Origin of the sequence: Methylobacterium sp. SD274 (genome assembly GCF_017355285.1) — a bacterium.
In the GTDB taxonomy this organism is placed as follows: domain Bacteria; phylum Pseudomonadota; class Alphaproteobacteria; order Rhizobiales; family Beijerinckiaceae; genus Methylobacterium.
Genome location: NZ_JADIJP010000003.1, coordinates 58,732 through 81,672 on the forward strand (window position 1 = coordinate 58,732; position 22,941 = coordinate 81,672).

Sequence of the window (22,941 nt, forward strand, 5' to 3'; positions counted from 1 at the left end):
GCCATACAAAATCTTGTATAGAGAGGCGTGGCAGAGCGATCCAAAGACGTTGTGTTTGTCGGTAACTCGCTCGATCAGCTCCGGGCGTTTCCGCTTTCGGCTAGGCGCAAGGCTGGACACCAGCTCGACAGAGTGCAGTCGGGCCACGAACCCGATGATTGGAAGCCGATGACTTCAATCGGAGTTGGTGTCCGAGAGATTCGCCTGCACGAGGCGACGGGAGCCTACCGGGTCATCTACATCGCCAAGCTGGCGGACGCCGTCTTCGTCTTGCATTGTTTCAAGAAGGCGACACAGAAAACGAGTCCCAAGGACATCGCGGTCGCCAAAAGCCGCTACGAGACTTTGATCAGGGACATGACACGATGATCGGACAGGCATTTTCGAGCGTCTGGGACGCGATCGAGGACAGTTCGGCCGAGGCCGAAAACATGAAGCTTCGCTCTTCGCTCATGATCGCTTTGCAGAACCACATCGTGGGCGAAGGTTTGAGCCAGACTGAGGCCGCCAAAATTCTCGGTGTGACGCAGCCGCGCATCTCGGATCTGATGCGTGGCAAGATCGATCTGTTCGCAATCGATTCCCTCGTGAACATGCTGGGCGCGGTCGGTCTTCACGTCGAGATGCGCGTCAGCAAGGCAGCCTGAGTTTCCGAGGTGGGAACGCATCCGGGAAACCGGAACACATGCGCCAGGTGACGGCGCCACCATCGCGTGAGGGTGACTTCCGACACCGCGGCGCCGTCATGGGCGTGGATCATCGTCCCATCCCCGCTCGCGATCGCGCAGTGCTTTGCTGGCAAATGAGAGCGGAAGGCGAAGAGCAGGACGTCGCCTGCTACCGGTGTGTAGCCGCTCAGAGGATCGCGCACGGCGGCGAGATGGCGGCGGGCGGCCTCCGCCATCGGGTCGCTGCCGGGGAGGGCGGATTCCGCCCATGAGGCCGAATAAGGCGGCGCGGTCTCGGGCTCCGGCCCGAGGAGCCCGCGCCAGATTCCCCGGACCAACCCGAGGCAATCGCAGCCGACGCCCTTGAGCGAGGCCTGATGCCGGTAGGGCGTGCCGATCCAGGCCCGTGCCTCGGCGACGATCCGGTCGGAACTTCGCATGACCAATTCCTTTGCCGGCTCAACGGAACAGGCTGCCGCCGTCGAGGGCGGTACTGGAACCCGGGATGGCGCGCATGACGAAGTCGTTGCCGGGCATGTGCGGGAATCCCTGGAAGTTCACCGCATTGGCGAAGACCGCCGCACAGGTGGAGAGGCGCTTGTCGCAGCCGGCCGTCAGGGTGAACCGGTCCCCGGCGGCCATGGCGCGGGGCGGCTCTTGCCAAAGTTCGATCAGGACGCCGCCCTCGGCCTGCCGGTGCTCCCGGACGTCGTTGGCGAGGCCGGCATTCGCGCCCGAATCCCAGCTGAGCCGTCCGCCCGTGAAGGTACCCTCGGCGAAAATCCCCGCCAGGGTGGCTGGCATGTCGCCCGGTGTCGCCGGCGCGAGAACGGTCCCGGTGGTTCGGTAGCGCGGATCGGCGAGGTCGACGCGGCAGCGTGCATCGCCGAGATCCGCCCCGCAGGTGGCGCGGAAGGTCCGGCCGCGCTCCTCGTCGAGGCGGTCCATCAGCCCGCGCAGTTCCGCGACGAAGGCGGTGCCCGCCCGGCGGATCTCGCCGATGGTCCCGACATCGAGGAGGAGCCGCGTTCCCGGGTCGGTCCAATCCACGAGCCAGGTCTCGATGCCGGCCGCGTCGTAGAGCCCACCCGCCACGTCCGCGTCGGCGATGCCGAGCGAGGTCAGCGCCCCGGCGACCTCGCCGCCGCCCACCGCGAAGCCGAGCTCCGCGCTCGCCTCGGCGGCCTCTAACCCCGAGCGCGCCGCGAAGGTGATGCCGGAGAAGGCGAGGTCGCGGTCATGGTCGGTGAAGCCGAGGGTGAGGCCGTCGCGCCGGGTCAGTGACCAGCAATGGCACAGGGTGGTGGACCCGCCGGCGAGATGCGCGGCGAGGGCGGCGGGGATGTCGCGCATGAATCCAAGCTCCGGTCAGGGCACGATCTCGATGAGCGGCACGTTTGGGATCTCGCCGGCGCTGAAAGCCTGCAGGTCCACGCTGAGATCGTCGGTGTCGAAACGGACGGGCACGTCGAACCAGAACCCCGCCGTCACCGGCGCGCCCGGGGCGGGGGCCGTCGCCAGGGTCACGAGGCCCGTGGTGCCGTCGCAGATGAAGGAAGAGGCCGGCTGCTCGACACCGGCCACCGCCACCCGCACCGTCTCCGCCACCGGCTTGGCGATGAGGCGGCGATAGGGCAGCGGCCCGGTGCCGTAGGTCTTGGCGAGGGCAAACACCCGCGTCGCGCCGTCCCCGAGGCCGAGAGGCTGGTCGCCCGGCCCCACTGCCTGGCTCGGCGGCCCCGAGCGATGGTCGATCCTGTCGCGATAGCGGAAGCCGTAGAGGCGCCCGCGCCGCTCTTCGAAGAAGGCCAGGACCGCGTGCAGGGCGTCGAGGGTGCGGATGCCGAGGCCCGCATCGTAGCGCCGCCGCGAATCGGCCCAACGGCTGTTGCGGTGCTCGCGCCCCGAGGCGAGGGTCACGATTTCGGTGAGCCGGCTCGGCCCGCCGCTGCCGCGCAGGGCCACGTCGAGGGGAAAGCGGACCTCGTGGAAATCACCGGCCATGGCGGGCCTCCCTGGATGGTGTTCAGGATGCCGTGGTTGTTCAGGATGCGCGCCGGCCGCGCGTCGTTCTCGCTCAGGACGCGCGCCTGCCCCGCGCTACGGCGCGGGCGAGGGCGGCGGCCACCTGGGCCTCCGAGCGGCGGAAGCTCTCCGCATCCGGCGTCGCGATATGGACGGTGACGGAGACCGGCTGCCCCGCCGCCCCGCCGGCGACCCCGAGCCGCCCGTCGCTGCCGCGCGCGAGGGGCAGGATCGCCTCCGGCCCGGCCTCGCCCATCAGGCCCGTCCCGTCGCGCATCGGGAAGTAGGTGGGGGCGGCCACCACGCCGCCGCTGGCGAAGGGGCGCACCCGGCCTCCAGCGATCACGCCGCCCTTGGCGAAGGCCGCGCTCGATGCGCCGGAATTGATGAGGCTCTTCACCAGGGATTCGATGCCGCCCTTCACCGGGTCGAGGACGGCCTTGCCCGCCATGCCGGCGAGCTTGGTGACGAGGGAGTTCAAGGCTCCATCGAGCTGCTTGGCCGGGCCGACCGTGCTGATGAAGGCCTTGCTCAGGCTGTCGCCGAACTTCTGGGCCAGATTGTCCAGGGTACCGAGTTGCTTTGCCTGCGCGGCTATGGTGCGGTCGATCTCGGTCTCGGCCATGGTCGGCTCCTGTCATCCGCTTCTCAGGGGCTCGGTTCTCCCCGCCCCCATCCTATCCAGCGACCTCATCCTGAGGTGCCGCAGCGCAGCGAAGGCCTCGAAGGAGGGCTCCAGAAGCCGCAGAGGGGGCTGGAGGGCTCCTTCGAGGCGGCTGTCGCCGCACCTCAGGATGAGGTGGTTTTTTGGAAAAGAGGTCCCTCATAGGCAGCGCGGCTCGCGTGGGAGCCGGGCGTCATCGAAGGCCGAACCACGTCACGACGGGTCGGGATAGGCATTCATCAGCCGCCGCAGGTCGGCGGCGCTGGCCGCGTCGCGGCGGCTAGAGCCTCCGAGTGCGGCCATCAATTCGCGGGGCGTCGCCGCCCAGAAGTCGCGCGGGCTCCAGCGCAGGGCATTCAGGCCCAGGGCCATGACCTCGTCCCACGGGAAGGCGGAGGGAGCCTCCGGCCCGATCCCGCCCGTGGGGCTCAAGGGTCCGGCGTCGCGGCTCCGAAGGCGGCGGCCAGCGCCTCGCCGAGGGCCGTGGCGATGGGTTCGATCCCGCCCGAGAGCGGCAGCCGCGCCACCGCCGCGTCGTCGAGGTCGTGGCCGCCGCCGCGCAGGGTCGCGCCGAGAAGCGCGATGAGGTCGCGGCTGGCAAGGCGGCCTTCGGCGAAGCGGCCCGCCAGGCCAGTGAGATCGGTGGCGCCGAGCGCCTCCTCCAGTTCGGCCAGGGCTCCCAGGGTGAGGCACAGGGTGTAGCACCGGTCCCCGATCGCGACGGAGACCTCTCCGCGCCTGCGGTTCGCCATCACAGGCTCGTAAAGGTCAGGGGCCCGGCCGACTCGAGGGCCATGTCGAAGGTCACCTCGCCGGCATGGTCGCCGCGATATTCCAGGCTGGTGATCTGGAACAGGCCCTGGATCGTGCCGAAGGCCGGCACCACGACCTGCAGCGTGTCGATGCTGCCGTCGAAGAACATCTGGCGCAGGCGCGCGTCGGAGGCCTCGTCGCGAAAAACGCCCGAGCCCGAGACGGCCGCGCGGCGCACCCCCGCCCCGGCCAACAGCTCGCGCCAGCGCCCGACGGATTCGGCGCTCGTCACGTCCACGGTCTCGGCGTTGAAGGCGAGCTGCCGGGCGCGCAGGCCGGCCACCGCCGTGAACCCCGTTCCCTCGCTGATCCGAATCAGGAGGTCCTTGCCTTTCTGGGCACTCATGGGGTCGCTCCTTAAAGCGGGTTTCGCAAACGTGGTCGCCGGATATGCGGGGCAGAACTCGCTCAGGAGGCCGGCAGCCGCTCGGTGACGGCCTGGAGGGTGAGGATGGCGCGGGTCTCGCCGCTGCGCTCGTCACGGGCGCAGGCGAGGGATTCGACCCGGAGGACCGAGAGCGCATGGCCGGCGGGAGAGAGCAGCGCCTCGTGCAGCAGGGCGGCGGCCCGGCCTGCAGCCTCGATGGCGCTGCGACTGGAGCCGGGCCTGGCGAACAGGATCAGCCCGATCCGATGGGTATGGCGCAGCGCGCCGTCGACGGAATCGTCCCGCATCTCGGCGGGTCCGAACAGCGCGTAGACGGGTGCCGCGCCGCGTGGAGGCTCGTCATGGATGCGGACCTCGCCGCCCATGAGCCGGCCGAGCTCCGCATCGCCGCCGAGGACGGTGAGGATGGCGGCCCGCATGGCGAGGAGCGGGTTGGCCGGAAGGGACAGGGCGTCGCTCATGTCAGGCCCCCCGTCGCTTCGATCAGCTCCTCGACCTCGCAGACGAGATCGCGCCCGCGCCCGTCGGGATCGCCCGCCGCGCGGATGGCGAAGCGGCGCGAGCCGGAAACGAGCCGCATGGCTGGCGTGACGTCCGCCCGGAAGGCGAGGCGGATGCGGTGGGTCGCCACCGCATCCGAACGGCCGCCGCGTGTACGCTCGGCATGGCCGGTGGAATCCAGCGTGCCCCACAGGAGCGGGCCGGCCACGAACCGGCGAAGGTGCCCGCCGAACCCGTCCGGGTCGTCGACGAAGCGTTCGAGCACGTAGCGGCGTCGCCGCGCGCCGATGGGCGGATGCGTCATGGCAGAGCTCCGGACGGTACGGTTAGAGGCGCATCCGGCGGTGGGGGGCGACGAGCGCCTCCACCATCGGGGCAAGGGTCACCGGCAGGTCGCCGCGATGCTCGAACCCATGCGCCGCCACGAGCCGGATCGCCTGGGCGAGGGCAGGAGGGATCGGCGGGCCCGATCCGCCATACCCGGCATCGACCTCGATCAGGGCGGCGGCCCGGTACAGGGAGGGAAGGGCGGGCGAGACGATCAGCCCCGGCGCTTCCACCGTATCCGGCGCGAGGCGGACGAGGCCGGGGGCAAAGTCCGTGACGGTGCCCGTCGCATCCACCGAGCCGGCGCTCGCCAGGGCGACGAGGGGGCTCAGGGGAAGGGGTACGAACCGGTCCCGGGGCCAGGCCGTGAGCATCACCCGGTAGCGTCCGGGCGCCAGGATGCGCCGCGTCGCGAGTTCCACCATGGCGCGGGCGGAAGCGATCAGGCTCTCCACCAGCGCATCCTCCGCATCGTCGTCGGGGTCGAGCCGCAGGTGGGCGCGCATGTCGGCCGACGTGACCGGCTCGACGATGGCGGCATCGACGCGTATCGGATTCATCGTCGTCTCCGGGTGGGACGGTGAAAGGGATGGGCGGAATGGATCTCGACATGCGGTCTGCGGGTATCGCGCTGCTGCTCGGCCTCGCCGCCGCGCCGGCCGGTGCCGTGGTCGGCGGACGCGAGGCGCCGGAGGCGGCCGGCTCGGCCGTGATGGTGCTGTCCTCGAACGGCGGCGTGTGCACCGGCATCGTCGTGGCGCAGGATTCGGTGCTGACGGCGGGCCATTGCGTGGCGGCGGGCCCCCGCCAGGGCGGCGCGGAGCACCGGGTGCATTTTCGCGACGAGGCGGGCCAGCCGGTTCTGGTCGATCTCGCGGCCCGCGCGGTCCATCCCGGCTACGATGCAGGCGCCATCGCCGGGCGTCGGCGCTCCATCGATCTGGCCCTCGTCCGCACCGCCACGCCGCTTCCCGGCCGCTTCCGGCCGACCCCGTTGAGCGCCGCACTGCCGCGCGCCGGCGAGAGCCTCGTCCTCTCCGGCTACGGCGTTTCGAAACCGGGCGAGGCACGCACCACCGGCACCTTCCGCAGCGCCGTCCTCCCCGTGGTCGAGCCCTATGGGCAGAGCCGCATCCTGGTCTGGATGAAGCCGTCCGGCGGCGCATCCGGCGCTTGCCAGGGCGATTCCGGCGGGCCGATCGCGGATGCGCCCGGAGCGCCGCCGCTGGCCGTCTCCGCCTGGGTCGGGGGCGGGGCCTGCGGTAGCATCTCACAAGGCGTCCTGCTGGGGCCGCAGCGCGACTGGATCGACCGGACCCTCGCGGGCTGGGGCCGCTCCGCCGGCTGGTCCGCCCCCTGACGCCGCACTGCCTCAGCGACGGAACCGGAGCTTGGCCGAGGGATTGCCTTACGCTAGGCTTCATTCCAGGGACGTCCGGGGCTCATGCCGGGCGCGGGAGAGACACGATGTTCACGACCGCGCTGCGAAGGGTCGCCGTCACGGCGCTGGTCGGTCTCGTCCCGGCTCCGGCGCTCGCCGTGATCAACGGCGAAGTCTCCCGTGATCCCAATGGTTTGCGCGCCTCGGTGGTGCGCATCGAGAGCACCCAGGGCGAGATCTGCTCGGGCACGCTCATCGGTCCCGATCTCGTCCTCACCGCCGCGCATTGCGTCATGCACCAGGCCGGCTACAGCGTCGTCGCCGTCGACCGGTCGTTCCGCCAGCGCCGCATCTCCGCCATCGCGGCGTCGATGCACCCCGATTTCGTGCCCGGCACCACGCCTGAGGATCAGCCGGGCATCGATCTGGCCCTGATCAAACTGTCCGAGCCCCTGGGGGCCGATTTCCAGCCCCTCGATCCGCGCGGCGGCGGGGCCATCGGCACCGGCGAGTCGGTGGACATCGCCGGCTTCGGCGTCGTGGCCGAGAACCGCCGCAACACCGCCCGCACCCTGCGGCAGGCGCATCTCGTCTCCATCGGCTCGCTCCAGGTCGCCAACACGGTCACGGTGGTGACGGACCGGCGCAAGCTCGCCGAGACGGCGGGGGCCGGCGCCTGCCTCGGCGATTCCGGCGGGCCGATCCTGCGCGGCGGTCCGGGCGGCTACCAGATCGTCGGCGTGGTCAGCTGGTCGAGCGGCGCCATGCGCCAGGACAAGCGCGCCCGCACCGCCTGCGGCGGCTTCACGGCGGTGACCCCGACGGGCCAGCATGCCGGCTGGATCACCTCCCGCGCCGCCGAGATGGCCCAGCTCTCCCCGAGCGAAGCCCCCGCGAGCTTCCGCCGCTCCAACCGCTCCGATTGGATGGCGCGGCCGGGTCGGCGATGAGGGGCGGAGCGTCGATTCTCTTCAGAATCGGCGTTCGTTCGTCGGCGTCATGCCTTGAAACGAGCCTCTGGGACGCGCTCAACGGAGGTGGGCTTTGACTGTGGACGGCCTCGGTCGTCACCGGTCTAGGTGGCCTCGCCGGGCGCAGTGTCTGTCCTCGGCGCTCCGCAGCCCTCCGGCTTCTGGATCAGTTGTGACCGTTCTGCGTCCAATGGATATTGGCGTCCAAGATGGACTCGTTCTCCGAGTGCAGACGCTCAGCTGATCCTGCGATGTGCTGAGCCACCACTTGGTGAGCGGTCTCGGCAGGAATCCCCGCTCGTGTCAGGTGCTCGACGAGCCGCGCACTGGCCTCCTGTGATGCGACGTGCTGCGCCTTCAGGTAGGCGATCGGGCTTACGGCTGACATTTGCGGCTCCATGCTGGGTTGCAGGGCTGAACGTCTCGGAGCGTCCCTGGCAATGGTGACGATGGGTATCTGGAAATCACAACCGGGCGTACCATCCACGGTTCGCATGAGATAAGCGAATAATCGGTTAAATCATTCTTTCGATAGCGCCGTTTGGTTCGTGGCGATAGAGGAAAAGTTCCTTCTCCTCAACATCTTGCCCTCTGGTGAATCGCACCCGACGCGAATGTCAGGGCCGCTCCCCGGCGATGCGCCACACGGGATGTCGCGTCGCTTCAAAGGATTCGAGAGATGCGCTTGCGGAGGCTGCCATGACACGCATAGGTAGCATTCACGCGTCTCCCTTCGAATTGCAAGTGCGCCACGATGTCAGCCTCGCTCAGTGTCGGCACAATTGTCGCGCGCATTTTCCCCAACGGAACGCGCTCCTTCTTTTCGGACAAAGGACATGAGGGATGGCCTGCCGTGCCGGACTACCCGGCGGATCTGTTTGCCGTCGCCGCCTATCTTCTGGAGACGGCGGGCGCCTACCACTATCTCGTGCCCCGAGACGAACCTGCGAATTGGAGTGCGTCGGCCCTGCTGATGGACCTCGACGAGCATGCCGAATGGGTGAAGTCCGGGCAGACGTGGATGGGCCATGCCGCCGTTCCGGAACTGGTGACGCGCTTATGGAGCGAGGTCGGTAAATGTGCCGGCCACCCGGTGTTCGTCGAGCATCGCCCTCATGCGCCCCCCGCCCGCTGGTGGCTTCCGGCCATCGGTCTCCTCGTCATCGCGGACGAAGCCTGTGCCGATCTCGGATACGGAACGACCCGCGAGGTCGTCCCTTCCGGAAGCGCGGCGACAAGCTGGGTCTACGATGCCTGGTACAGCTCGCAGGAACGGATCTACCAGAGCCTGCTGGAGAAGGCGCAAGCCCACATCACGTACTTTCCCCAGCACTCGACCGTCTGCATGCAGGCCGATCCAGACGTGGTCTGCGTTCAACCCAAATCGCGCACACCTCCGATGGGCTGCACGCTCCGGACCTTCAGTCACAACCTCGCGACGCTCCCGCCTCGCGGGATCGTCCGTGCGTGCTGGCAACGGCCGCCCGGACCGCTGAGGTCCGATGACGACGACGCGCTCAACCTGCTCTTGATCCCCTACCCATTCCAGATCTCGGCCCAGTGGTTCAAGGGACACGTTCGCCTGACCCCCGAGGACGCCGATCGTTCGGGGGTCACGAATACGACGCCCTGGGGGTGGTTCGAGCTTCAGCAGCAATGGTTGAATGGGCGCAGGCAGCCGCGGGGAATGACCCGGCGCGACGCTCTCATCGCCTTCACGATCAAGCTCATCGAACGGTCGATGGAGGATGTCGGCCATCTCCACGGCGTGGTTTTCCCGGAGCTCGCGCTCGACTGGCCGATCTACGAAAGGATCGTCGAGGCCGTCGTCACCCGTTTTCCGTCGATCGAATTCCTGGTCGCCGGATCGAGCATGAACTGCAAGGGCGAGGTCGCGAACGTCGCGCTCTCGAGCGTGTTCAAGTCCAGCAATCCCGATTGGCTTGCGCGCACGATCACGACGAGTCGTTCGAAGCACCATCGCTGGCGCCTCGATGAATCGCAGATCTCGACCTATGCCCTGGCCGCCGCCCTCGATCCTCGCGTGACGTGGTGGGAGAAGACGATGGTCCCCAAACGGGAAATCCACGTGAACGTGTTTCGTGAAGCATCGACGTTCACCACGATGATCTGCGAGGATATGGCCCGGGTCGACCCCTGTCATACCGTGCTGCGTTCCATCGGCCCGAGTCTCGTCTTCGCCTTGCTCATGGATGGGCCGCAGGTGCCGGAGAGATGGCCCGCGCGCTACGCTACGGTGCTGGCCGACGACCCTGGGTCGTCCGTCCTCACCTTCACCTCCCTTGCTCTAATCGAACGTGCGAACCGCACCGGCCGCAAGGACGGGTCCAGATCCGTGGCGCTGTGGAAGGAGGATACGGGGAGGACCGTGGCGATCCCCTGCCCGGACGGACATCATGGCGTGGTCCTGACCCTTTCGGGATATCGCACCACGGAAGCCACGTTCGACGGACGGCAGAACCGCGATGGACGGGCATGGCGGTTCCATGGGCAGCAGCCCGTCAAGCTTCGCCCGACGAGACCCGGTGACGAGGCGATGATCGCCCTCGTCACCGGGGCCACCTGAGGAGCACGCCCCCCCCTCTCACCGCCTCGGTTGCGACTCGGCGGGGCGAGCGTCAGCCTCCTATCGCCGGAATGTCGTGGCGGACCGCCCCCCGGTGACCGGCCGACCCGCCCCGTTGCCTCACGCGAATTTCAGCAGCTTGATCGCGTCGAAATCCTGCACGCCGCCGCCGACGCGCTTGGTGGTGTAGAACAGCACGTAGGGCTTGGCCGAGTAGGGGTCGCGCAGGACGCGCAGGCCGGCGCGGTCCACCACGAGATAGCCGCGCTTGAAGTCGCCGAAGGCGATGGACAGGCTGTTGGCCGCGACATCCGGCATCGCTTCGGCCTCGGCCACGGGGAAGCCGAGGAGGGTCGCGATCCTGTCGGCCGAGACCGGCGGCTGCCACAGGTAGTTGCCGTCGGCATCCTTCATCTTGCGGATCGTGCTCTGGACCTTGCGGTTCATCACGAAGCTGGCGTTCTGGCGGTAGCCGGCGCGCAGGGCATAGACGAGGTCGAACAGCACGTCGGACGGGTTGGCGCTGGGGAAGGCCCCCGCCGCGCCCGTGGCGACGAAGCCGAGCTTGCCCGGTACCCAGGCGGAATTCTCGACATTGTCCACGCTGAGGAAGCCGCGCGGGCGGCTGACCCCGTTGCCGGTGACGAAGGCGACGCTTTCCTGTTCGGCGAAGGCGGTCTCCACCTCGTCGACGAGCCAGGCGTCGATATCGACGATGGCGTCGTCGAGGAGCGTCTGGGTCGCCGCCGGCATGGCGTAGAGTTCCATGGCCGGGAAGCTCAGTTCTGAGAGGGACGGAGCGTCCGTCTGTGGCCGCGCCGCGGTCTCGGCGACCCAGCCCGAGACCGCATCGGTGGTGGAGACGGCGCGCTTGTAGAGCCCGCCCGAAATGGTGCGCACCGTGGCGAGCGCCCGGATCGGCGAGAGGTTGGCGAGCCGCTTCAGCACGTCCCGCTCGATGGCCTGCGGCACGAGATAGCCGCCATCGGGGCCGGAGCCGGCCGAGAGCGCCTTCTCCTCCAGGCGCTTCAGCCCGCCGCTCTCGCCCGCTCGGACATAGAGGTCGAAGGCGGCCTTGTGCTCCACGGAAGCCGGGTCCGGACGGGTCGGCCCATCACCACCCAGGGGCGGACGGCGGCCGTCCAGGGTCAGGCGGTCGAGGCGGGTCCGCGTCGAGTCGAGGGCCGCGTCGATGCGGGCGAGCTTCTCCTCGGTGAGGACATCGCCCGAGCGGCGCCCCTCAAGTTCGGCGAGCCGGCCGTCATTGGTCTCCTTGAAGGCCTCGAAGGCGCGGGAGAGTTCGCCCATCGCGGCGCCGATTTCGGCGTCGGAGGCGGGGCGCGCCGCTTTGTTTTCCAGAAGGGCGTGGTTTTCCAGAAAGCCGTGCGGATCGGCCTTGGTCTCCGGGGCGCTCGGCGAAACGTGAACACTCATGCGAACCTCGTCTGCTGGGTGAAGGGGGAAGGGGCGGAGGCCGTCCGGGGGGACGGCGCGCCACGCGGCGCGAGCCGGTGCGCGAAGGCGCGCAACTCGCGGGCGAGGGGCGTCACCGTCCCGTCCGGCGCGGCGGCGCGGGCGCCGGGCAGGAGCGGGAAGGTGACGAGGGAAATCTCCCAGAGGTCGATGGCGAGCAGGCGGCGCAGGCCGCCGCGCTGCGGGCTCGACCGCAAGGTGCGAAAGCCGATGGACAGACCGTCGAGGCCGCCCTCGCGCATCAGCGCGTCGACCTCGCGCCCGCGCTGGACGGCGAGGTTGATCAGCCCCTCCACCCGCAGGCCGCGCGCATCCTCGCGCAGGGAGAGCCACCGCCCGATCGGCTCGGCCGGATCGTGCTGGAACAGCATCCGCACACCCGCGGCCCCGCGCTCGCCGAGGCTCACCGCGAAGGCGCCGGCGGACACGACGTCGTTGCCGAGATCGGGCACGCCGAACAGGCTGGCATAGCCGGTGAAATGGCCGTCCATGGTGGGCTCCCGAAGGGTGGGGTGACAGTGGGGAGAGGGCGGGATATCCTCATCATGCCGAGGATATCCCGGAGGTGCGCGTGCCGCTCTACATCAAGGACGACGAGACGGCGGGCCTCGTGGTGAAGCTCGCGAAAGCGTCCGGCGTCACCAAATCCGAGGCCGTGCGCCGGGCCGTCACGGCCGAACTGAGCCGCCTGACACCGCCGGTGCCGCTGCGCGAACGCCTCGCCGCCTTGAGGGCCCGTCATCCGCTGCCGAAGCCCACGGGGCAGGCCGCCGACAAGGCCTTCTTCGACGACCTGAGCGGAGAGTGACGCTCTTCGTCGATGCCTCCGCCCTGATCGCGATCATCGCCGGCGAGGCGGAAGCCGACGCGTTCGCGGATATCCTGGAGACCGATCCCGACAGGCTGTGTTCGGCACTCTCGCTCTGGGAAACCATCGCGGGCCTCGTGCGCAGCTACGCCTTCACGGTCGAGGCGGCCCGCGAACGGGTTCGCCTGACTTGCGAGGAGGCGGAAATCCGCCTCGTTCCGATTGCCGGGCGTGAGTTCGAACTCGCCGTCGAAGCCTATGAGCGCTTCGGCAAGGGCCGGCATCCGGCGTCCCTCAACATGGGCGATTGCCACGCCTATGCCTGCGCGAGAGCCCATCAGGCGGTCCTGCTGTTCAAGGGCGAGGATTTCACCCTCACGGATATCGTTTGGGCCGGACCTTCCGGCTAAGCCACCGGCCCGATCGACGTGACACCCGAACCGTCGCGCCCCGATCGAGACGATGGTCCGGGTTGGCAATATCCGCCCGGATAGACCAAGATTTCGCTTTCCTGATCGCAGATCAGTGACATTATTCGACTTCGATCGACTGCGAATCGGAAACGGGGGATCATCATGAGCTTGAGCGTTAAGCTATGCATCGCATCCGTTCTGCTGTGCCTGCTTGGACCGATCCCGGCCTCGGCCGCGGATCCCACCGCCGATGCCCAGGCCGCGGCGGCCCGCTGGGACAAGACCTACAATTCCGGCGACATGGACAGCCTCAAAGCCCTCTACGCCACCGATGCGATGGTGATCCCGAAGGGCGCAGCGGTGTCCGGCGCCGACAAGATCGGCGCCTTCTTCGCCGGGCTGAAGGCGAAGGGGTTCGAGGAGCACGCGATCAAGGTCAACTCGGCGCAGATGAAGGGGGACGTTCTCCTCGTCACCGGGCGCTGGTCCATGTCCGGCCCCGGCGAGGGGGGCGCGAAGAAGACGTTCGAGGGCAACTGGGTCAACGTCCTGGAGCGCGAGGGCAAGGACTGGCGCACGGTGCTGCACACCTGGAACTGACGAACCTATAACGCCGTCCCGTAGCCCACGGCCTCGCGTTTCTCCGCCTCGGTGAGGAAGTCCGCCGCCTGGACCCGGCGCCAGAGCGATTCCCGCTCCGGCGCCAGGGCCTCGATGGCGTCGAGGTCGGGCTCCAGGCGGGCGGGGCCGAAGGCGGGTTCCAGCCATTGGGCGAGGCTCTCTGCGGTGCGGCGCGCCAGCGGGATCACCGTCTGCCGGTAGAAGGCGCGGTTGGCCTCGGCGTAATTGGCGTGGGTGTTGTCGCCCGCGAGGCCGAGCAGCAGGGGCGGCACGCCGAAGGCCAGGGCGATCTCGCGGGCGGCGGCGGCCTTCGCCTCCACGAAATCCATGTCCTTCGGCGAGAGCGAGAGCGGCTTCCAGTCGAGGCCGCCCTCCAGCAGCAGCGGCCGCCCGGCATTGGCCGCGCCCTGGTAATTCGCCTCCAGCTCGCCCTTGAGGCGGGTGAACTGCGCGTCGCTCAAGGTCGCGCCGGTGGAGGTGGCATAGACCAGCGCCCCGGAGGGCCGGGCGGCATTGTCGAGGAGCGCCTTGTTCCAGGCCCCGGCGGCGTTGTGGATGTCGAGCGCCACCGCCGCCGCCTCCATCGGCGACAGACCGTAATGGTCGTCGGCCGGGTGGAACAGGGTGAGGTGCAGGATCGGCGGCACGCCCTCGCGGGTCTGGTCGTGCCGCAGAACCCGCCCGCCCACGGTATGGTCGTAGGCGATGGGCCATCCATCGGGGCCGGGCACCACCCGCATCCGGTCCGGACGGAGAGCGTGGAGTTCGCGCGGGGTGCCATCGAGGCTCAAGGCTTCGAGATAGGCGTTCCCCCGGTCTTATGGAGCAGATGCACCAAGCCCTAAGGCGAGGCGCGTTCGTTTCGGACGGCCGGGTGAGGAACACCCGATGAAATTGATTGCAGTCGAACCGAATCAATTCCGTAGCGGGGATTATGCCCGTCCCCCCGTCATTGGGAGGGCTAACCGTTGATCGGGGCGCTCGCGCTGGGCTTCGCCGGAGCCTTATGCCTGTTCCAGGGTCCAGCTTTCACCGTTAAGCTTTCGCCACCTGTCTGCGGGCCGGGCCTCCTCGTCGGGCATTCTGAATGCGCGAAATTCGCGTTGAATGGACCGTACAGAACCGCCAACTTGAACTATAACCATCAGGTCGGAGGTGAATCTAATGGATCTATTTATTCCAAACACATCGTCGAAAGTTATGTAACCAATCATAGTTCCAGAAAGAATGGCATCATTCCTTGGCGATCTGGCAATGATGGCCGCGATCGTTTCGTTGGAGACCGTATAACCCAGGGGCGAAAGGACAAGCTTTCCCTGTTCCTGTGTCCCCATTTCCAAAATCTTAGTTCCGGGAAAATCGAGGGCTTCTGCATCTGGGAAGTTGGTGGAACCCATCCAAATCTTAGAATGGCGGGCAACAATTTTAACGTCTCTCGCTGGAGTTTGCCCAGTATTTTTTACGAGCATCTCAATGTGTGGAAATATTCCATCACTATCAGGATCAACAATGACCGAAGTCTCTTGCGAGACGATCTGAATATAAGCCCTAGCCTGAACCTCGCCAAGCCTGCGGCTTTCAGTAACAGCATTGTCGGCAACGCTCACGGCCCTGTGGGTGTAGATAATATTTATCAACAACCCGATCGTACCAAAAATGCCAACTATGAAAGAGAGCATGCCCCACAATGCAGCATCACTAGCGGAGTCTGCGGCTTTCCATTGGGCGCAAAGATCGGAATTACGATTGTCTTGGCCGGGCTTGCATGGCCACTTTTCTTCCTTGCTATCGCCCTGTTCGATGGCTTCGACAGACCTCGCAATCGTAGAAAAGCTTTTCTGCTCTGTTTGACCAGTTTTGCTTTGTTTTGCTCCGCTTTCCCGATTTGGCTGTGGGGAGGTGGTTAAGAGCGCCGCAGCTAGGAATATGCCAGCAAGGACGCCTACTCCTCCAAACGCAAAGACGTAGCGCCAACCGCTTCTAGACATTGCAACAAAAACACCGCTGTGAATCCGCCCCGGCTGATCTTATTCGCGATATTCCTTTCCGTCTCCTCCACACCCAAGGGAGCCAGCTTCTCGACCAATTCGCGGTAGCTGACGCCCTTCCGCTTCAACTCGGCCTTGAGGAGGTTCTTCGCGCGGGCCTGCCATTCGGTCTCATTTGCCTTCGTCATCATCGCTCCTGGGGTGAATATCACCATATCCGATATATACCCCCTTGATCTGATGACCAAACATCACCATATTCGATGTATCGACATCGGATATGACGACAGTGACCCAACACTTCCTCCTCTCGGCAGCCGCCCGCACCCTCTCCCTCAAGGCAATCTACAAGGGCGGTGAGGACAAGGCCTACCAGACCTTCAAGCGCCTTCGCTGGCCCGAGACGGACGGTGAGCCCGTGTGCCCCGGCTGCGGTTGCCTTGACCACTACGACATCTCGACCCGTCGTCGCTTCAAGTGCGCGGGCTGCGGCAAGCAGTTCAGCGTCACCAGCGGGACCATCTTCGCCTCGCGCAAGCTGGCCTTCACGGACCTGTGCGCCGCCGTGGCGATCTTCGTGAACGCGGTCAAGGGCCTCTCTGCCCTGCAACTCGGTCGTGACCTGTCGGTGTCCTACAAGACGGCCTTCGTCCTCGCTCACAAGCTCCGCGAGGCCCTTTCGGCTGAGACGCGCGGCTTCGGCCTAGACGGCGAAGTCGAGATCGACGGCGCGTACTTCGGCGGCTCGGTTCGTCCTGAGAACCGCAAGGAAGACCGCAAGGATCGTCGCCTCAAGGCCAACCTGAGCCCTGAGCGTCGGGTCGTCATCGTCATGCGCCAGCGCAAGGGCCGCACCCTGACGTTCGTCACCAAGCGCGAAGCCGAAGGCGTCGCCCTGGCTCAGCAGCACGTCGCCAAGGGCTCCAAGGTCTATGCCGACGAGGCCGGTCACTGGGATGACTTGAACGTCGCCTTCCCCGACATGGGCCGCATCAATCACTCCGAGGCCTACTCGGCTGACGGTGCCAACACGAACCAAGCCGAGAGCTTCTTCGCCCGCCTGCGCCGCATGGTGTCGGGCCAGCACCACTTCGTCACCGCCCGCTACCTTCACCAGTACGCCGCCGAGGCTGCTTGGAAGGAGGATCACCGCCGCGATCCGAACGGCATCGCCTTCGCTCGCACCATCCGTCTCGCGCTCGTCTCGCCGAAGTCCTGGGCCTTCTGCGGCTACTGGCAGCGCCGCCGTACCATGAAGGCAGCCTAATGGCCGAGTCAGTCACCATCATCCAACTTCGTGCCAAGCAGGAGGAGTTGCAGGACGCCATCGCGTACCTTGAAGGGAAGCTGACGGAGGCGCGGGCCGACCTCCTCCACGTGAGCGCGGTCCTGCGGCTGTTCGAGACGAACGGCGAGGTTCAGCAGTTCCCCGCCCACGTGAACCTCTCGCGCATGTTCAGCGCGGGCGAATTGTTCGCGCTCGCCACCAAGGCGCTGACGGAGAAAGGCGGGCCGATGACGACGCGCGAGCTAGGGGCCTACGTCATCAAATCGAAGGGCTGGGACACGATTGACCCGATCCTAGGTCGGGGTGTCACCCACAAGCTCGTCTATGTGATGAGCAAGGCCTACAAGCGGGGCCGCGTGCGAGCGATGGGATATGAGCGGGGCGTGCGGGTTTGGGGGCTGTTAGAGCCGTAACTAATGTCGCTGTTAATGCTGCTTGTGCGCCGCCAAATTGATTTAAAGGGCCACACAGCGGGGATTGATCGCATCGGCTGTTACAGACCGATCTTTCTAAGAATGGCGCTGGCGGGGCCTCTGAGGCCAGAATTTTGGCACAGACCCACAGCGCCGGTTGACCCCCGGTCAAAATTACGCAATGAATTGGAAATGGAAGCCGTCTTGGCTCCTGATATAGCGAAGCCGGGGTGTGGCGCCCCGGCTCCTATGTCCAAATCCGCAGGCCTTGGTCGGTTGCGGACGCTGTCTGGACGTGTGCATTCTAAGCGCCGTTGGATATCTGTCAACTGACCAAGGCCCTTTTTGAAGGGCCTACGATGACACCCAACGTGCGCCGGCCATCGCGCCGACTCTCCCCCGAAGATGCAATTGTTGTCTGGCTCCGTCATTGGAGCGGCGAATTCCAGAACCGGATCGCCGCATTCTTTGACGTGAACCCCGGCCGTGTGAACGAGGTCTTGAAGGGACAGTTGCATCCTGAAAGCCGCTCGGCGGCGCTCGCTCGTCGCTCGTCGATCTAGAGGGGCATCGGATGGCAAAATCAGCCCCACCCCGCCAGACTTCCTCGAAGGTCTCGACCCTGGCCTCCAAGGTGCTTTCGGGAACCCTCAAGCCGACCCTGGCGCAGTCCAAGGCCCTTGCCGCTAGCGCGCTGGGGCAGGATCAGACCAAGGGGCAAAGACCGAAGCGGTGAATTTATTGGCTGCCCAAGATCGAAAAAGGGGGGGGCGTACTCTTAGAATTGCGCCTCCTCTCAACAATCAACTCTCAAGCATAGAAAGAAGAGCGACCATTCCTGCGACAGATAAAATTAGCTTATTACTCTTGAATAACTCGGCAAGCAGGGGGTTGGAGAAAATAGTCAGAGACAGGATTGCTAGAGGAACAAGACTGACGCCGTTCGCAATGTCCAGCCCAGTCTCTTTGCAAACAATTTTGCGTTTAGGGTCAGACCTGTAGCACTTATATAAGGCGTATGCGATGCCGCCCAACAGAGAAAGGCAGTCTATCCAGTTCCCATCGAAAAAGGCTGTCGCAGAAGGCGAGCTCGCCGATACCTGATCCAAGCGAGCCCGCCAAAAAAATTTTAGATGACGTGCAAGATAGCGGCACCAATGCCGGCGGCAGCACCCATGCTTGCCCCGACTGCGCGCGGGTCTATCGTCCCGTGGTCAATCCAGCCGAACGCTGTCCCAGCCGTCACCGCGCCCAGAAGCGCGCACGACGCGACCTTCCTAATGGTGCGAATCACGCTCATAGCGTTTGCCTTTGTCATAGCCCCTACATGCTATTGAACCTGGGTCCCGTCAACGAACTGTTGATGCCGCCGTTCCAAAATCGCCCAGAATGGTGCTGATTGGCACCAACCCCCTTGGTGCATCTGCTCCATAAGACCGCGTTCCCCGAGACCATGAGGTGGCCGTAGAGCGTCTCCAGCAGGCGGGCGCCGCCCTCGCGGTCATTCGGCCGGGCAAGCAGCGCGAGGAGCGGATGCGGCCCCGCCCGGTCCGTCAGCACAAGGGGCAGGGCGGCCGCGGCCTCCGCCACCAGCCGCACCGCCCGGTGGACGATGGCGTTGCGCTGGAACCCCTCCCGCGCCAGCGCCCCGTAATCCCGCGCGGTCCAGACCGCCCGGCCCTCGCCATAGAAGGCGATGCCGAGGCCGGAAACCGGCGCCGCCTTGGTCTCGGCCACAGGAAAGGCGGCCCGCGCGAGGCGGGCGAGGAGGTTCGGCATGGGACTGTCCTCGACGGGGAACAACCCTCCCCCCTCTGCGGGGGAGGGTGGTCGCGGAGCGACCGGGAGAGGGGCGGCGCAGGTCGATCCTGAGAAGGCGGTGGCCGTTGCGCTGCCCCCCTCTCCCCGCACGCGGCGAGGCGGCAGCCGAGGGTGAGGGGGCGCGTCCGAATGAGCCACACCCGGAGAGACCCCCTCACCCTCGCCCTAGCGGGCTCACGTCGCCTCCCGGCAAGGGGAGGACGACGTCCTCTCCCCGCCCGGCGGGGAGAGGGGGATCAGCCTCTTTTGAATAGGGACGTGCCCTCAGGCTGTTGGACCCGAAGGCCGGCGCTCATTCCCCTCTCCCCGCCCGGCGGGGAGAGGGGAATGCGCTCACATCCGCCGGATCCGCGGCTCGGCCCTCTGCCCCAGCATCAGGTGGGTCAACGCCCAGACGAGGGCGTCGAGGCGGTCGGGGGAGGCACCGCTGGAGAGGCCGCCCGGCCCGAAATCGCAGAGCTCGTCCTCGAGCGCCGGCAGGCTGCCGACATGGTGGACGCGGCCCTGCGCGTAGAGCACCGAGACCGGCTCGGCCCGTAGATACTTGCCCCGCGTCGCCCGCACCGGGATCACCGGCACCGAGGCGTCGACCTCGGCGATGACCGCGATGGCCATCTCGCCGCCCTGGTTGACCTCGACCACGAGGCTGTCGGCCTCCAGGCGATGGTAGAGCGCCAGGGCCGCGCCGGCCCAGGCCTGCGGGCTCGCCCGGCCCAACGTGGCGTCGGCGACCACATAGGCATGCCCGTCCGGCCCGAGCCCGGCGGCGACGATTCCGCAGGCATCGGCCCCGGCCTTCGAGGAGGCGGGCGGGTCCACCGCCACGACGATCCGCCGAAGCTCCGGCATCCCGTCCCGGCGCGCGGCCTCGATCCCCTCCCGCGTCCAGAGCGCGTCGGGCCGGTCCTCGATCAGCTCGCCGTCGAGCTCCTGCCGCCCGAGCCGCGTGCCGGCATAGCGCCCCACCACGGTGTCGAGGAAGGACGGCGCGAGGTTGGCGGCGTTGTCGGCGGTGCGCGAGCGGCTCACCACCGTGAGCGGGTCGGAAAGGATGCGGCGGATCAGCGGGATCGGCCGGGGCGTGGTGGTGACGAGGTTGCGGGGCCGCTCACCGAGGCGCAGGCCGAACTGGATCATGTCGTAGGTGGCGTCCGGCCGGCGCCATTTGGCGATCTCGTCGGACCAGGCGGCGCCGAATTGCGGCCCGCGCAGGGAATCCGGCTCCTCGGCCGAGAAGGCCATCGCCACCGCGCCGTTGGCCCATTCGAGCCGCCGCCGCGAGGGCGCCCAATGCGGCCGCGCCCCGGAGAGCGCCAGCAGGCCGGACGGCCCCTCGATCATCACGTCGCGCACGTCGGCATAGGTCTCGCCGACGAGGGCGATACGGCCCACCGCCCGGGCGCAGAAGGCGGGGTCGCCCGTGGCCAGGGCCCGCACCCATTCGGCCCCCGTGCGGGTCTTGCCCGAGCCGCGCCCGCCGATCACCGCCCAGGTCGTCCAGTCCCCCCGCGACGGGCAGGGCGGCAGCTGGTCGGTCCGGGCGTTATGGAGCCAGTCCGAGGCCAGCGCCCGGATCAGGTGCGGCGGCAGGCTCGCCAGGAAACTCGGCATCCGGCCGCTCGCCGAGGCATGCCGCATAGCGCGCCGCGATTGCCGCGCGCAGGGCGGGCAGGTCGCTGTCATCGGCCGGGGGGCGGGACGTCTCGCGGGTCCCTTCTGCGAAAGGCCCGTCCGCAAGGTTGCGCTGCGCATCGCTCCGCTCCCGGTCTTCGCTAGAGAGGTCGTCGAGCAGCCGTTTCAGGCCGCCGAGGTCGCGCAGCACCTTCGCGGAATCGAGCGCGGGCGGCGTCTCGCCGCTCAGGGCCGCGTCGAACCGCGCGATCTGGCGGCCGATATGGGCGCGCAGGGCCTCGCCCAGATTGTCCATCACCCGCGCCGCCGGAGGCGCCGCCCCGGCCTTCGGCGGGCGCGGCGCCGGGCGGGCGCGCGGCCTGCGCTCGAAGCCGCAGGCCCGGAACAGGGCCGGCGCGCCGGCGACGGTGCCGCCCAGCGCCAGAGCCAGCGTCGCGGGCTCGATCTCCATCATCCCGTAGAGCGTCTCCACGGCGCGCCGCCGCGCGGGCGCCCAGGCTCCGGGGTCGAGCCGACGCGCTACGTCGCTCACCCCCTCGCGCCAGCCATGCTGGCGGTTCCATGTGCTGATCGTCTGAGCGCGGACCCCCGTCCGCTCCGCGATCTCGCGGCTCGTCATGCTCGTCGTCCGCATCAACTGCTCGACGAGTTTTCGTGTTTCCAAGGGAAGCTCCATCTCGCTGCCCCTCTCGTCACACTTCTTGAGCGTTCCTCATTGATACCCGAGGAGCGTCACGGTGTCAATCATAAATTCCTATTTTAGGATTCTTTAGAAGATGGTCGGGTGTGGGGCAGAGTAGAAGTGAAAAGCTAGATGTTTGGTCGCGTCCGCTCCCGAGCCCGAACGGACACTGGGATGGTCCGCTTGGAAGAGGAATGGTCGAGCGGGCCATAGCAGCTGATGGCAGCCGAAGCTGACTTTTCGGAGGACACATTCGATTAGACCTCCCACATGAAAGGCGGCCCGCCAAGGTTGCATCGCAGCCGACTATGCATGATCCTCGCTTGAAAAGAATTTGGTCACCGGAGTGCAGGCCTTGAGCTTGATGGATGATCTCGTTGCCGTTCCGCAACGAGAGAAGGGCGGAAGCATCGCGCTTGAACGGCTCGATTACCAAGCGTCGTGGGCTGTCTCGCTCGTTCTGCTTCTGCACGAAAAGCCCGAAGATTATGCAGTCGCGTTCGAATTCCACGACGACATAGTCGTGCTCAACGGCTCGTCCCAGCCCACGAAAGCACGCTTCTATCAAGTCAAAACGAGAGAGTCCGGTCATTGGACCGTGTCGCGGCTTACACAACGCTATCAGCGGCGTGGAGGAAGCGACAAAGTGCCTTCAATCGTGGCCAGGATGTACGATAACCGGATCAAGTTTGGCTGCGCGGCTGAGGTGCTTGGTTTCGTAAGCAACCAGCCTTGTGAGTTCATCGAACAGTCGAACTGCCCTTGTGCCTTCGACGAAGGCGATAGCGTTAAAACTGAGGCGCTTAGGAAAGCCTTAGCTGCCGAGGTTCCAACGTTTCCTGCAAGCCACATCAACCTATTCGAGTATCATTTAACGGATCTCCCTCTGAGCAGGCCCGGAACCATGCTCCGAGGTTTGATCATCCAATTCCTCGAGCGCGAACTCGGAATTCTGGACTGTCCCTCCTCAGCGTTCGTCGTGGTCGTTCTCGAACACGCCCGAGAACGATCTAAGCATATGGGGAGCGTGACGAACTTTCAGGATTTAATGCGGGCAAAGGTGCTCACGCGTGCTCAGGTCCAACAGATGTTGGACGAAACGAAACGGCGCCATCAAAGTAGGCCAAAGTGGTCTGCCGTTTCGGTCGACCTTACGGGGCTATCTCCCATCCAGAAGCGCGACATTGGCCGGGCTTGGGCAAGCTACGAGGTTGACAAACTCAGCCGAGCCTCCCTCGCGTTCGAGCGCTTCTGCACGAAACTGCGCGATCTTGTGAACAGTGTGGAAGATGACGGTCAAACGCTTGCTGAGATCGTCAGATCAAAACTTGGTCGCGTCCGCGCGCTCGCCCAGCAGTTTGGCACCTCTCAGGACGATGCGTATCTGAGCGCTGCCTTTTTGTATGAGTTCTCTTCATGAAAGACGAGCGGAAGTTCAGATTGCTGGTGAGAAATTTGCGCAAGAAATCAGATGAAA

General features: G+C 66.6%; 30 protein-coding genes and 2 pseudogenes. 13 read left to right on the forward strand and 19 right to left on the reverse strand.

The genetic code is table 11. From position 1 onward, the window contains the following. Window positions 1-27: 27 nt before the first annotated feature. Window positions 28-369: a type II toxin-antitoxin system RelE/ParE family toxin gene (locus tag IPV08_RS03730; protein WP_348646068.1), complete on the forward strand. Its 342-nt coding sequence runs from the start codon at window positions 28-30 to the stop codon at window positions 367-369. After that, on the forward strand, window positions 366-647 hold the full coding sequence (locus tag IPV08_RS03735; protein WP_056426820.1) for an XRE family transcriptional regulator: 282 nt from the start codon (window positions 366-368) through the stop codon (window positions 645-647). Before IPV08_RS03730 ends, IPV08_RS03735 begins: the two co-directional genes overlap by 4 nt. On the opposite strand, the gene IPV08_RS03740 is transcribed toward IPV08_RS03735, so the two are convergent. From IPV08_RS03740 to IPV08_RS03785, 10 genes are all read right to left on the reverse strand, one after another. Further along, a complete protein-coding gene (locus tag IPV08_RS03740) occupies window positions 614-1,108 on the reverse strand; it encodes an NlpC/P60 family protein (RefSeq protein WP_207410818.1) in 495 nt (164 codons plus the stop codon). The two genes, IPV08_RS03735 and IPV08_RS03740, sit on opposite strands and share 34 nt — an antisense overlap. A gap of 19 nt (window positions 1,109-1,127) precedes the next feature. Further along, window positions 1,128-2,021 carry a DUF2163 domain-containing protein gene (locus tag IPV08_RS03745; RefSeq protein ID WP_207410819.1) on the reverse strand — a complete coding sequence of 298 codons (894 nt, stop codon included), beginning with the start codon at window positions 2,019-2,021 and terminating at the stop codon, window positions 1,128-1,130. A 15-nt stretch (window positions 2,022-2,036) separates the two neighbouring features. Continuing rightward, complete coding sequence (locus IPV08_RS03750) at window positions 2,037-2,672, reverse strand: DUF2460 domain-containing protein (RefSeq protein WP_207410820.1); 636 nt, start codon at window positions 2,670-2,672, stop codon at window positions 2,037-2,039. Between the two features lie 73 nt (window positions 2,673-2,745). Continuing rightward, the gene (locus IPV08_RS03755; RefSeq protein WP_207410821.1) at window positions 2,746-3,318 is read right to left on the reverse strand and encodes a phage tail tape measure protein; all 573 of its coding nucleotides are present in this window, start codon (window positions 3,316-3,318) and stop codon (window positions 2,746-2,748) included. A 252-nt stretch (window positions 3,319-3,570) separates the two neighbouring features. Then, complete coding sequence (locus IPV08_RS03760) at window positions 3,571-3,789, reverse strand: phage tail assembly chaperone (protein ID WP_207410822.1); 219 nt, start codon at window positions 3,787-3,789, stop codon at window positions 3,571-3,573. Continuing rightward, window positions 3,786-4,109, reverse strand: a complete 324-nt coding sequence (locus IPV08_RS03765; protein ID WP_207410823.1) for a gene transfer agent family protein — start codon at window positions 4,107-4,109, stop codon at window positions 3,786-3,788. Before IPV08_RS03765 ends, IPV08_RS03760 begins: the two co-directional genes overlap by 4 nt. Then, window positions 4,109-4,516, reverse strand: coding sequence for a phage major tail protein, TP901-1 family (locus IPV08_RS03770; protein ID WP_207410824.1), 408 nt, complete (start codon window positions 4,514-4,516; stop codon window positions 4,109-4,111). The genes IPV08_RS03765 and IPV08_RS03770 overlap by 1 nt, the downstream gene beginning before the upstream one ends. A 62-nt stretch (window positions 4,517-4,578) precedes the next feature. Continuing rightward, a complete protein-coding gene (locus IPV08_RS03775; protein WP_207410825.1) occupies window positions 4,579-5,019 on the reverse strand; it encodes a DUF3168 domain-containing protein in 441 nt (146 codons plus the stop codon). Next, complete coding sequence (locus IPV08_RS03780; RefSeq protein WP_207410826.1) at window positions 5,016-5,363, reverse strand: head-tail adaptor protein; 348 nt, start codon at window positions 5,361-5,363, stop codon at window positions 5,016-5,018. Before IPV08_RS03780 ends, IPV08_RS03775 begins: the two co-directional genes overlap by 4 nt. Window positions 5,364-5,385: 22 nt before the next feature. Further along, a complete protein-coding gene (locus tag IPV08_RS03785; protein ID WP_207410827.1) occupies window positions 5,386-5,946 on the reverse strand; it encodes a hypothetical protein in 561 nt (186 codons plus the stop codon). A gap of 50 nt (window positions 5,947-5,996) precedes the next feature. Here IPV08_RS03785 and IPV08_RS03790 point away from each other — a divergent pair, with 50 nt between their 5' ends. Together IPV08_RS03790 and IPV08_RS03795 are read left to right on the forward strand one after the other, a co-directional pair. After that, window positions 5,997-6,746 (forward strand): S1 family peptidase, encoded by a 750-nt coding sequence (locus IPV08_RS03790; protein WP_246747770.1) that lies wholly within the window; start codon window positions 5,997-5,999, stop codon window positions 6,744-6,746. Between the two features lie 107 nt (window positions 6,747-6,853). Next, a complete protein-coding gene (locus IPV08_RS03795) occupies window positions 6,854-7,717 on the forward strand; it encodes a trypsin-like serine protease (protein ID WP_056426786.1) in 864 nt (287 codons plus the stop codon). Window positions 7,718-7,904: 187 nt separating this feature from the next. On the opposite strand, the gene IPV08_RS03800 is transcribed toward IPV08_RS03795, so the two are convergent. Then, window positions 7,905-8,126, reverse strand: a complete 222-nt coding sequence (locus IPV08_RS03800; RefSeq protein WP_156467747.1) for a hypothetical protein — start codon at window positions 8,124-8,126, stop codon at window positions 7,905-7,907. 465 nt (window positions 8,127-8,591) lie between these two features. On the opposite strand from IPV08_RS03800, the gene IPV08_RS03805 reads away from it, so the two are divergent. After that, the gene (locus IPV08_RS03805) at window positions 8,592-10,325 is read left to right on the forward strand and encodes a hypothetical protein (RefSeq protein WP_207410829.1); all 1,734 of its coding nucleotides are present in this window, start codon (window positions 8,592-8,594) and stop codon (window positions 10,323-10,325) included. 120 nt (window positions 10,326-10,445) lie between these two features. On the opposite strand, the gene IPV08_RS03810 is transcribed toward IPV08_RS03805, so the two are convergent. Further along, on the reverse strand, window positions 10,446-11,759 hold the full coding sequence (locus IPV08_RS03810; protein ID WP_207410830.1) for a phage major capsid protein: 1,314 nt from the start codon (window positions 11,757-11,759) through the stop codon (window positions 10,446-10,448). Beyond that, on the reverse strand, window positions 11,756-12,289 hold the full coding sequence (locus tag IPV08_RS03815) for an HK97 family phage prohead protease (RefSeq protein WP_207410831.1): 534 nt from the start codon (window positions 12,287-12,289) through the stop codon (window positions 11,756-11,758). Before IPV08_RS03815 ends, IPV08_RS03810 begins: the two co-directional genes overlap by 4 nt. Before the next feature lie 80 nt (window positions 12,290-12,369). On the opposite strand from IPV08_RS03815, the gene IPV08_RS03820 reads away from it, so the two are divergent. The 3 genes from IPV08_RS03820 (at window position 12,370) to IPV08_RS03830 (ending at window position 13,619) form a co-directional block, all read left to right on the forward strand. Continuing rightward, a complete protein-coding gene (locus tag IPV08_RS03820) occupies window positions 12,370-12,606 on the forward strand; it encodes a type II toxin-antitoxin system VapB family antitoxin (protein WP_056427074.1) in 237 nt (78 codons plus the stop codon). Continuing rightward, window positions 12,603-13,016 (forward strand): PIN domain-containing protein, encoded by a 414-nt coding sequence (locus tag IPV08_RS03825; RefSeq protein WP_207410832.1) that lies wholly within the window; start codon window positions 12,603-12,605, stop codon window positions 13,014-13,016. Before IPV08_RS03820 ends, IPV08_RS03825 begins: the two co-directional genes overlap by 4 nt. A 165-nt stretch (window positions 13,017-13,181) precedes the next feature. Beyond that, entirely contained in the window at window positions 13,182-13,619 is a 438-nt protein-coding gene (locus IPV08_RS03830) for a DUF4440 domain-containing protein (RefSeq protein WP_207410833.1), read from the forward strand. 5 nt (window positions 13,620-13,624) lie between these two features. Here the strand turns inward: IPV08_RS03830 and IPV08_RS03835 are convergent. The 3 genes and pseudogenes from IPV08_RS03835 to IPV08_RS03845 all read right to left on the reverse strand — a co-directional run. After that, window positions 13,625-14,452: pseudogene (locus IPV08_RS03835) on the reverse strand (phage portal protein); the annotation flags it as partial. A gap of 192 nt (window positions 14,453-14,644) precedes the next feature. Continuing rightward, window positions 14,645-15,628, reverse strand: a complete 984-nt coding sequence (locus IPV08_RS03840; protein WP_207410834.1) for a hypothetical protein — start codon at window positions 15,626-15,628, stop codon at window positions 14,645-14,647. Further along, complete coding sequence (locus IPV08_RS03845) at window positions 15,583-15,819, reverse strand: DUF6471 domain-containing protein (protein WP_246747771.1); 237 nt, start codon at window positions 15,817-15,819, stop codon at window positions 15,583-15,585. The genes IPV08_RS03840 and IPV08_RS03845 overlap by 46 nt, the downstream gene beginning before the upstream one ends. 98 nt (window positions 15,820-15,917) lie before the next feature. Here IPV08_RS03845 and IPV08_RS03850 point away from each other — a divergent pair, with 98 nt between their 5' ends. The 4 genes from IPV08_RS03850 (at window position 15,918) to IPV08_RS03865 (ending at window position 18,065) form a co-directional block, all read left to right on the forward strand. Continuing rightward, entirely contained in the window at window positions 15,918-16,895 is a 978-nt protein-coding gene (locus IPV08_RS03850) for an IS1595 family transposase (RefSeq protein ID WP_207410835.1), read from the forward strand. Beyond that, on the forward strand, window positions 16,895-17,329 hold the full coding sequence (locus IPV08_RS03855; RefSeq protein WP_207410836.1) for a hypothetical protein: 435 nt from the start codon (window positions 16,895-16,897) through the stop codon (window positions 17,327-17,329). Before IPV08_RS03850 ends, IPV08_RS03855 begins: the two co-directional genes overlap by 1 nt. Before the next feature lie 359 nt (window positions 17,330-17,688). Continuing rightward, entirely contained in the window at window positions 17,689-17,892 is a 204-nt protein-coding gene (locus tag IPV08_RS03860; RefSeq protein WP_207410837.1) for a hypothetical protein, read from the forward strand. 11 nt (window positions 17,893-17,903) lie between these two features. Further along, window positions 17,904-18,065 (forward strand): hypothetical protein, encoded by a 162-nt coding sequence (locus IPV08_RS03865; protein ID WP_207410838.1) that lies wholly within the window; start codon window positions 17,904-17,906, stop codon window positions 18,063-18,065. Window positions 18,066-18,760: 695 nt separating this feature from the next. Here IPV08_RS03865 and IPV08_RS03870 read toward each other — a convergent pair. The 3 genes and pseudogenes from IPV08_RS03870 to IPV08_RS03880 all read right to left on the reverse strand — a co-directional run. Beyond that, window positions 18,761-19,108, reverse strand: a pseudogene (locus IPV08_RS03870) (phage portal protein); the annotation flags it as partial. A gap of 375 nt (window positions 19,109-19,483) precedes the next feature. Continuing rightward, window positions 19,484-20,761: a terminase family protein gene (locus IPV08_RS03875; RefSeq protein ID WP_207410839.1), complete on the reverse strand. Its 1,278-nt coding sequence runs from the start codon at window positions 20,759-20,761 to the stop codon at window positions 19,484-19,486. Then, window positions 20,694-21,446 carry a hypothetical protein gene (locus IPV08_RS03880; RefSeq protein WP_246747772.1) on the reverse strand — a complete coding sequence of 251 codons (753 nt, stop codon included), beginning with the start codon at window positions 21,444-21,446 and terminating at the stop codon, window positions 20,694-20,696. Before IPV08_RS03880 ends, IPV08_RS03875 begins: the two co-directional genes overlap by 68 nt. Window positions 21,447-21,828: 382 nt before the next feature. Between IPV08_RS03880 and IPV08_RS03885 the strand changes: the two genes are divergently transcribed. Continuing rightward, window positions 21,829-22,884 (forward strand): dsDNA nuclease domain-containing protein, encoded by a 1,056-nt coding sequence (locus IPV08_RS03885; protein WP_207410841.1) that lies wholly within the window; start codon window positions 21,829-21,831, stop codon window positions 22,882-22,884. The last annotated feature ends 57 nt before the right edge of the window (window positions 22,885-22,941 follow it).

Coding starts and splice junctions, on each gene's coding strand:
- IPV08_RS03860 (WP_207410837.1), top strand. CDS start 17,689: ATGACACCCAACGTGCGCCGGCCATCGCGCCGACTCTCCCCCGAAGAT.
- IPV08_RS03795 (WP_056426786.1), top strand. CDS start 6,854: ATGTTCACGACCGCGCTGCGAAGGGTCGCCGTCACGGCGCTGGTCGGT.
- IPV08_RS03800 (WP_156467747.1), bottom strand. CDS start 8,126: ATGTCAGCCGTAAGCCCGATCGCCTACCTGAAGGCGCAGCACGTCGCA.
- IPV08_RS03755 (WP_207410821.1), bottom strand. CDS start 3,318: ATGGCCGAGACCGAGATCGACCGCACCATAGCCGCGCAGGCAAAGCAA.
- IPV08_RS03785 (WP_207410827.1), bottom strand. CDS start 5,946: ATGAATCCGATACGCGTCGATGCCGCCATCGTCGAGCCGGTCACGTCG.
- IPV08_RS03790 (WP_246747770.1), top strand. CDS start 5,997: ATGCGGTCTGCGGGTATCGCGCTGCTGCTCGGCCTCGCCGCCGCGCCG.
- IPV08_RS03885 (WP_207410841.1), top strand. CDS start 21,829: ATGGATGATCTCGTTGCCGTTCCGCAACGAGAGAAGGGCGGAAGCATC.
- IPV08_RS03735 (WP_056426820.1), top strand. CDS start 366: ATGATCGGACAGGCATTTTCGAGCGTCTGGGACGCGATCGAGGACAGT.
- IPV08_RS03875 (WP_207410839.1), bottom strand. CDS start 20,761: ATGCCGAGTTTCCTGGCGAGCCTGCCGCCGCACCTGATCCGGGCGCTG.
- IPV08_RS03740 (WP_207410818.1), bottom strand. CDS start 1,108: ATGCGAAGTTCCGACCGGATCGTCGCCGAGGCACGGGCCTGGATCGGC.
- IPV08_RS03840 (WP_207410834.1), bottom strand. CDS start 15,628: ATGTCTAGAAGCGGTTGGCGCTACGTCTTTGCGTTTGGAGGAGTAGGC.
- IPV08_RS03745 (WP_207410819.1), bottom strand. CDS start 2,021: ATGCGCGACATCCCCGCCGCCCTCGCCGCGCATCTCGCCGGCGGGTCC.
- IPV08_RS03865 (WP_207410838.1), top strand. CDS start 17,904: ATGGCAAAATCAGCCCCACCCCGCCAGACTTCCTCGAAGGTCTCGACC.
- IPV08_RS03810 (WP_207410830.1), bottom strand. CDS start 11,759: ATGAGTGTTCACGTTTCGCCGAGCGCCCCGGAGACCAAGGCCGATCCG.
- IPV08_RS03765 (WP_207410823.1), bottom strand. CDS start 4,109: ATGGCGAACCGCAGGCGCGGAGAGGTCTCCGTCGCGATCGGGGACCGG.
- IPV08_RS03855 (WP_207410836.1), top strand. CDS start 16,895: ATGGCCGAGTCAGTCACCATCATCCAACTTCGTGCCAAGCAGGAGGAG.
- IPV08_RS03780 (WP_207410826.1), bottom strand. CDS start 5,363: ATGACGCATCCGCCCATCGGCGCGCGGCGACGCCGCTACGTGCTCGAA.
- IPV08_RS03815 (WP_207410831.1), bottom strand. CDS start 12,289: ATGGACGGCCATTTCACCGGCTATGCCAGCCTGTTCGGCGTGCCCGAT.
- IPV08_RS03830 (WP_207410833.1), top strand. CDS start 13,182: ATGAGCTTGAGCGTTAAGCTATGCATCGCATCCGTTCTGCTGTGCCTG.
- IPV08_RS03770 (WP_207410824.1), bottom strand. CDS start 4,516: ATGAGTGCCCAGAAAGGCAAGGACCTCCTGATTCGGATCAGCGAGGGA.
- IPV08_RS03750 (WP_207410820.1), bottom strand. CDS start 2,672: ATGGCCGGTGATTTCCACGAGGTCCGCTTTCCCCTCGACGTGGCCCTG.
- IPV08_RS03845 (WP_246747771.1), bottom strand. CDS start 15,819: ATGATGACGAAGGCAAATGAGACCGAATGGCAGGCCCGCGCGAAGAAC.
- IPV08_RS03775 (WP_207410825.1), bottom strand. CDS start 5,019: ATGAGCGACGCCCTGTCCCTTCCGGCCAACCCGCTCCTCGCCATGCGG.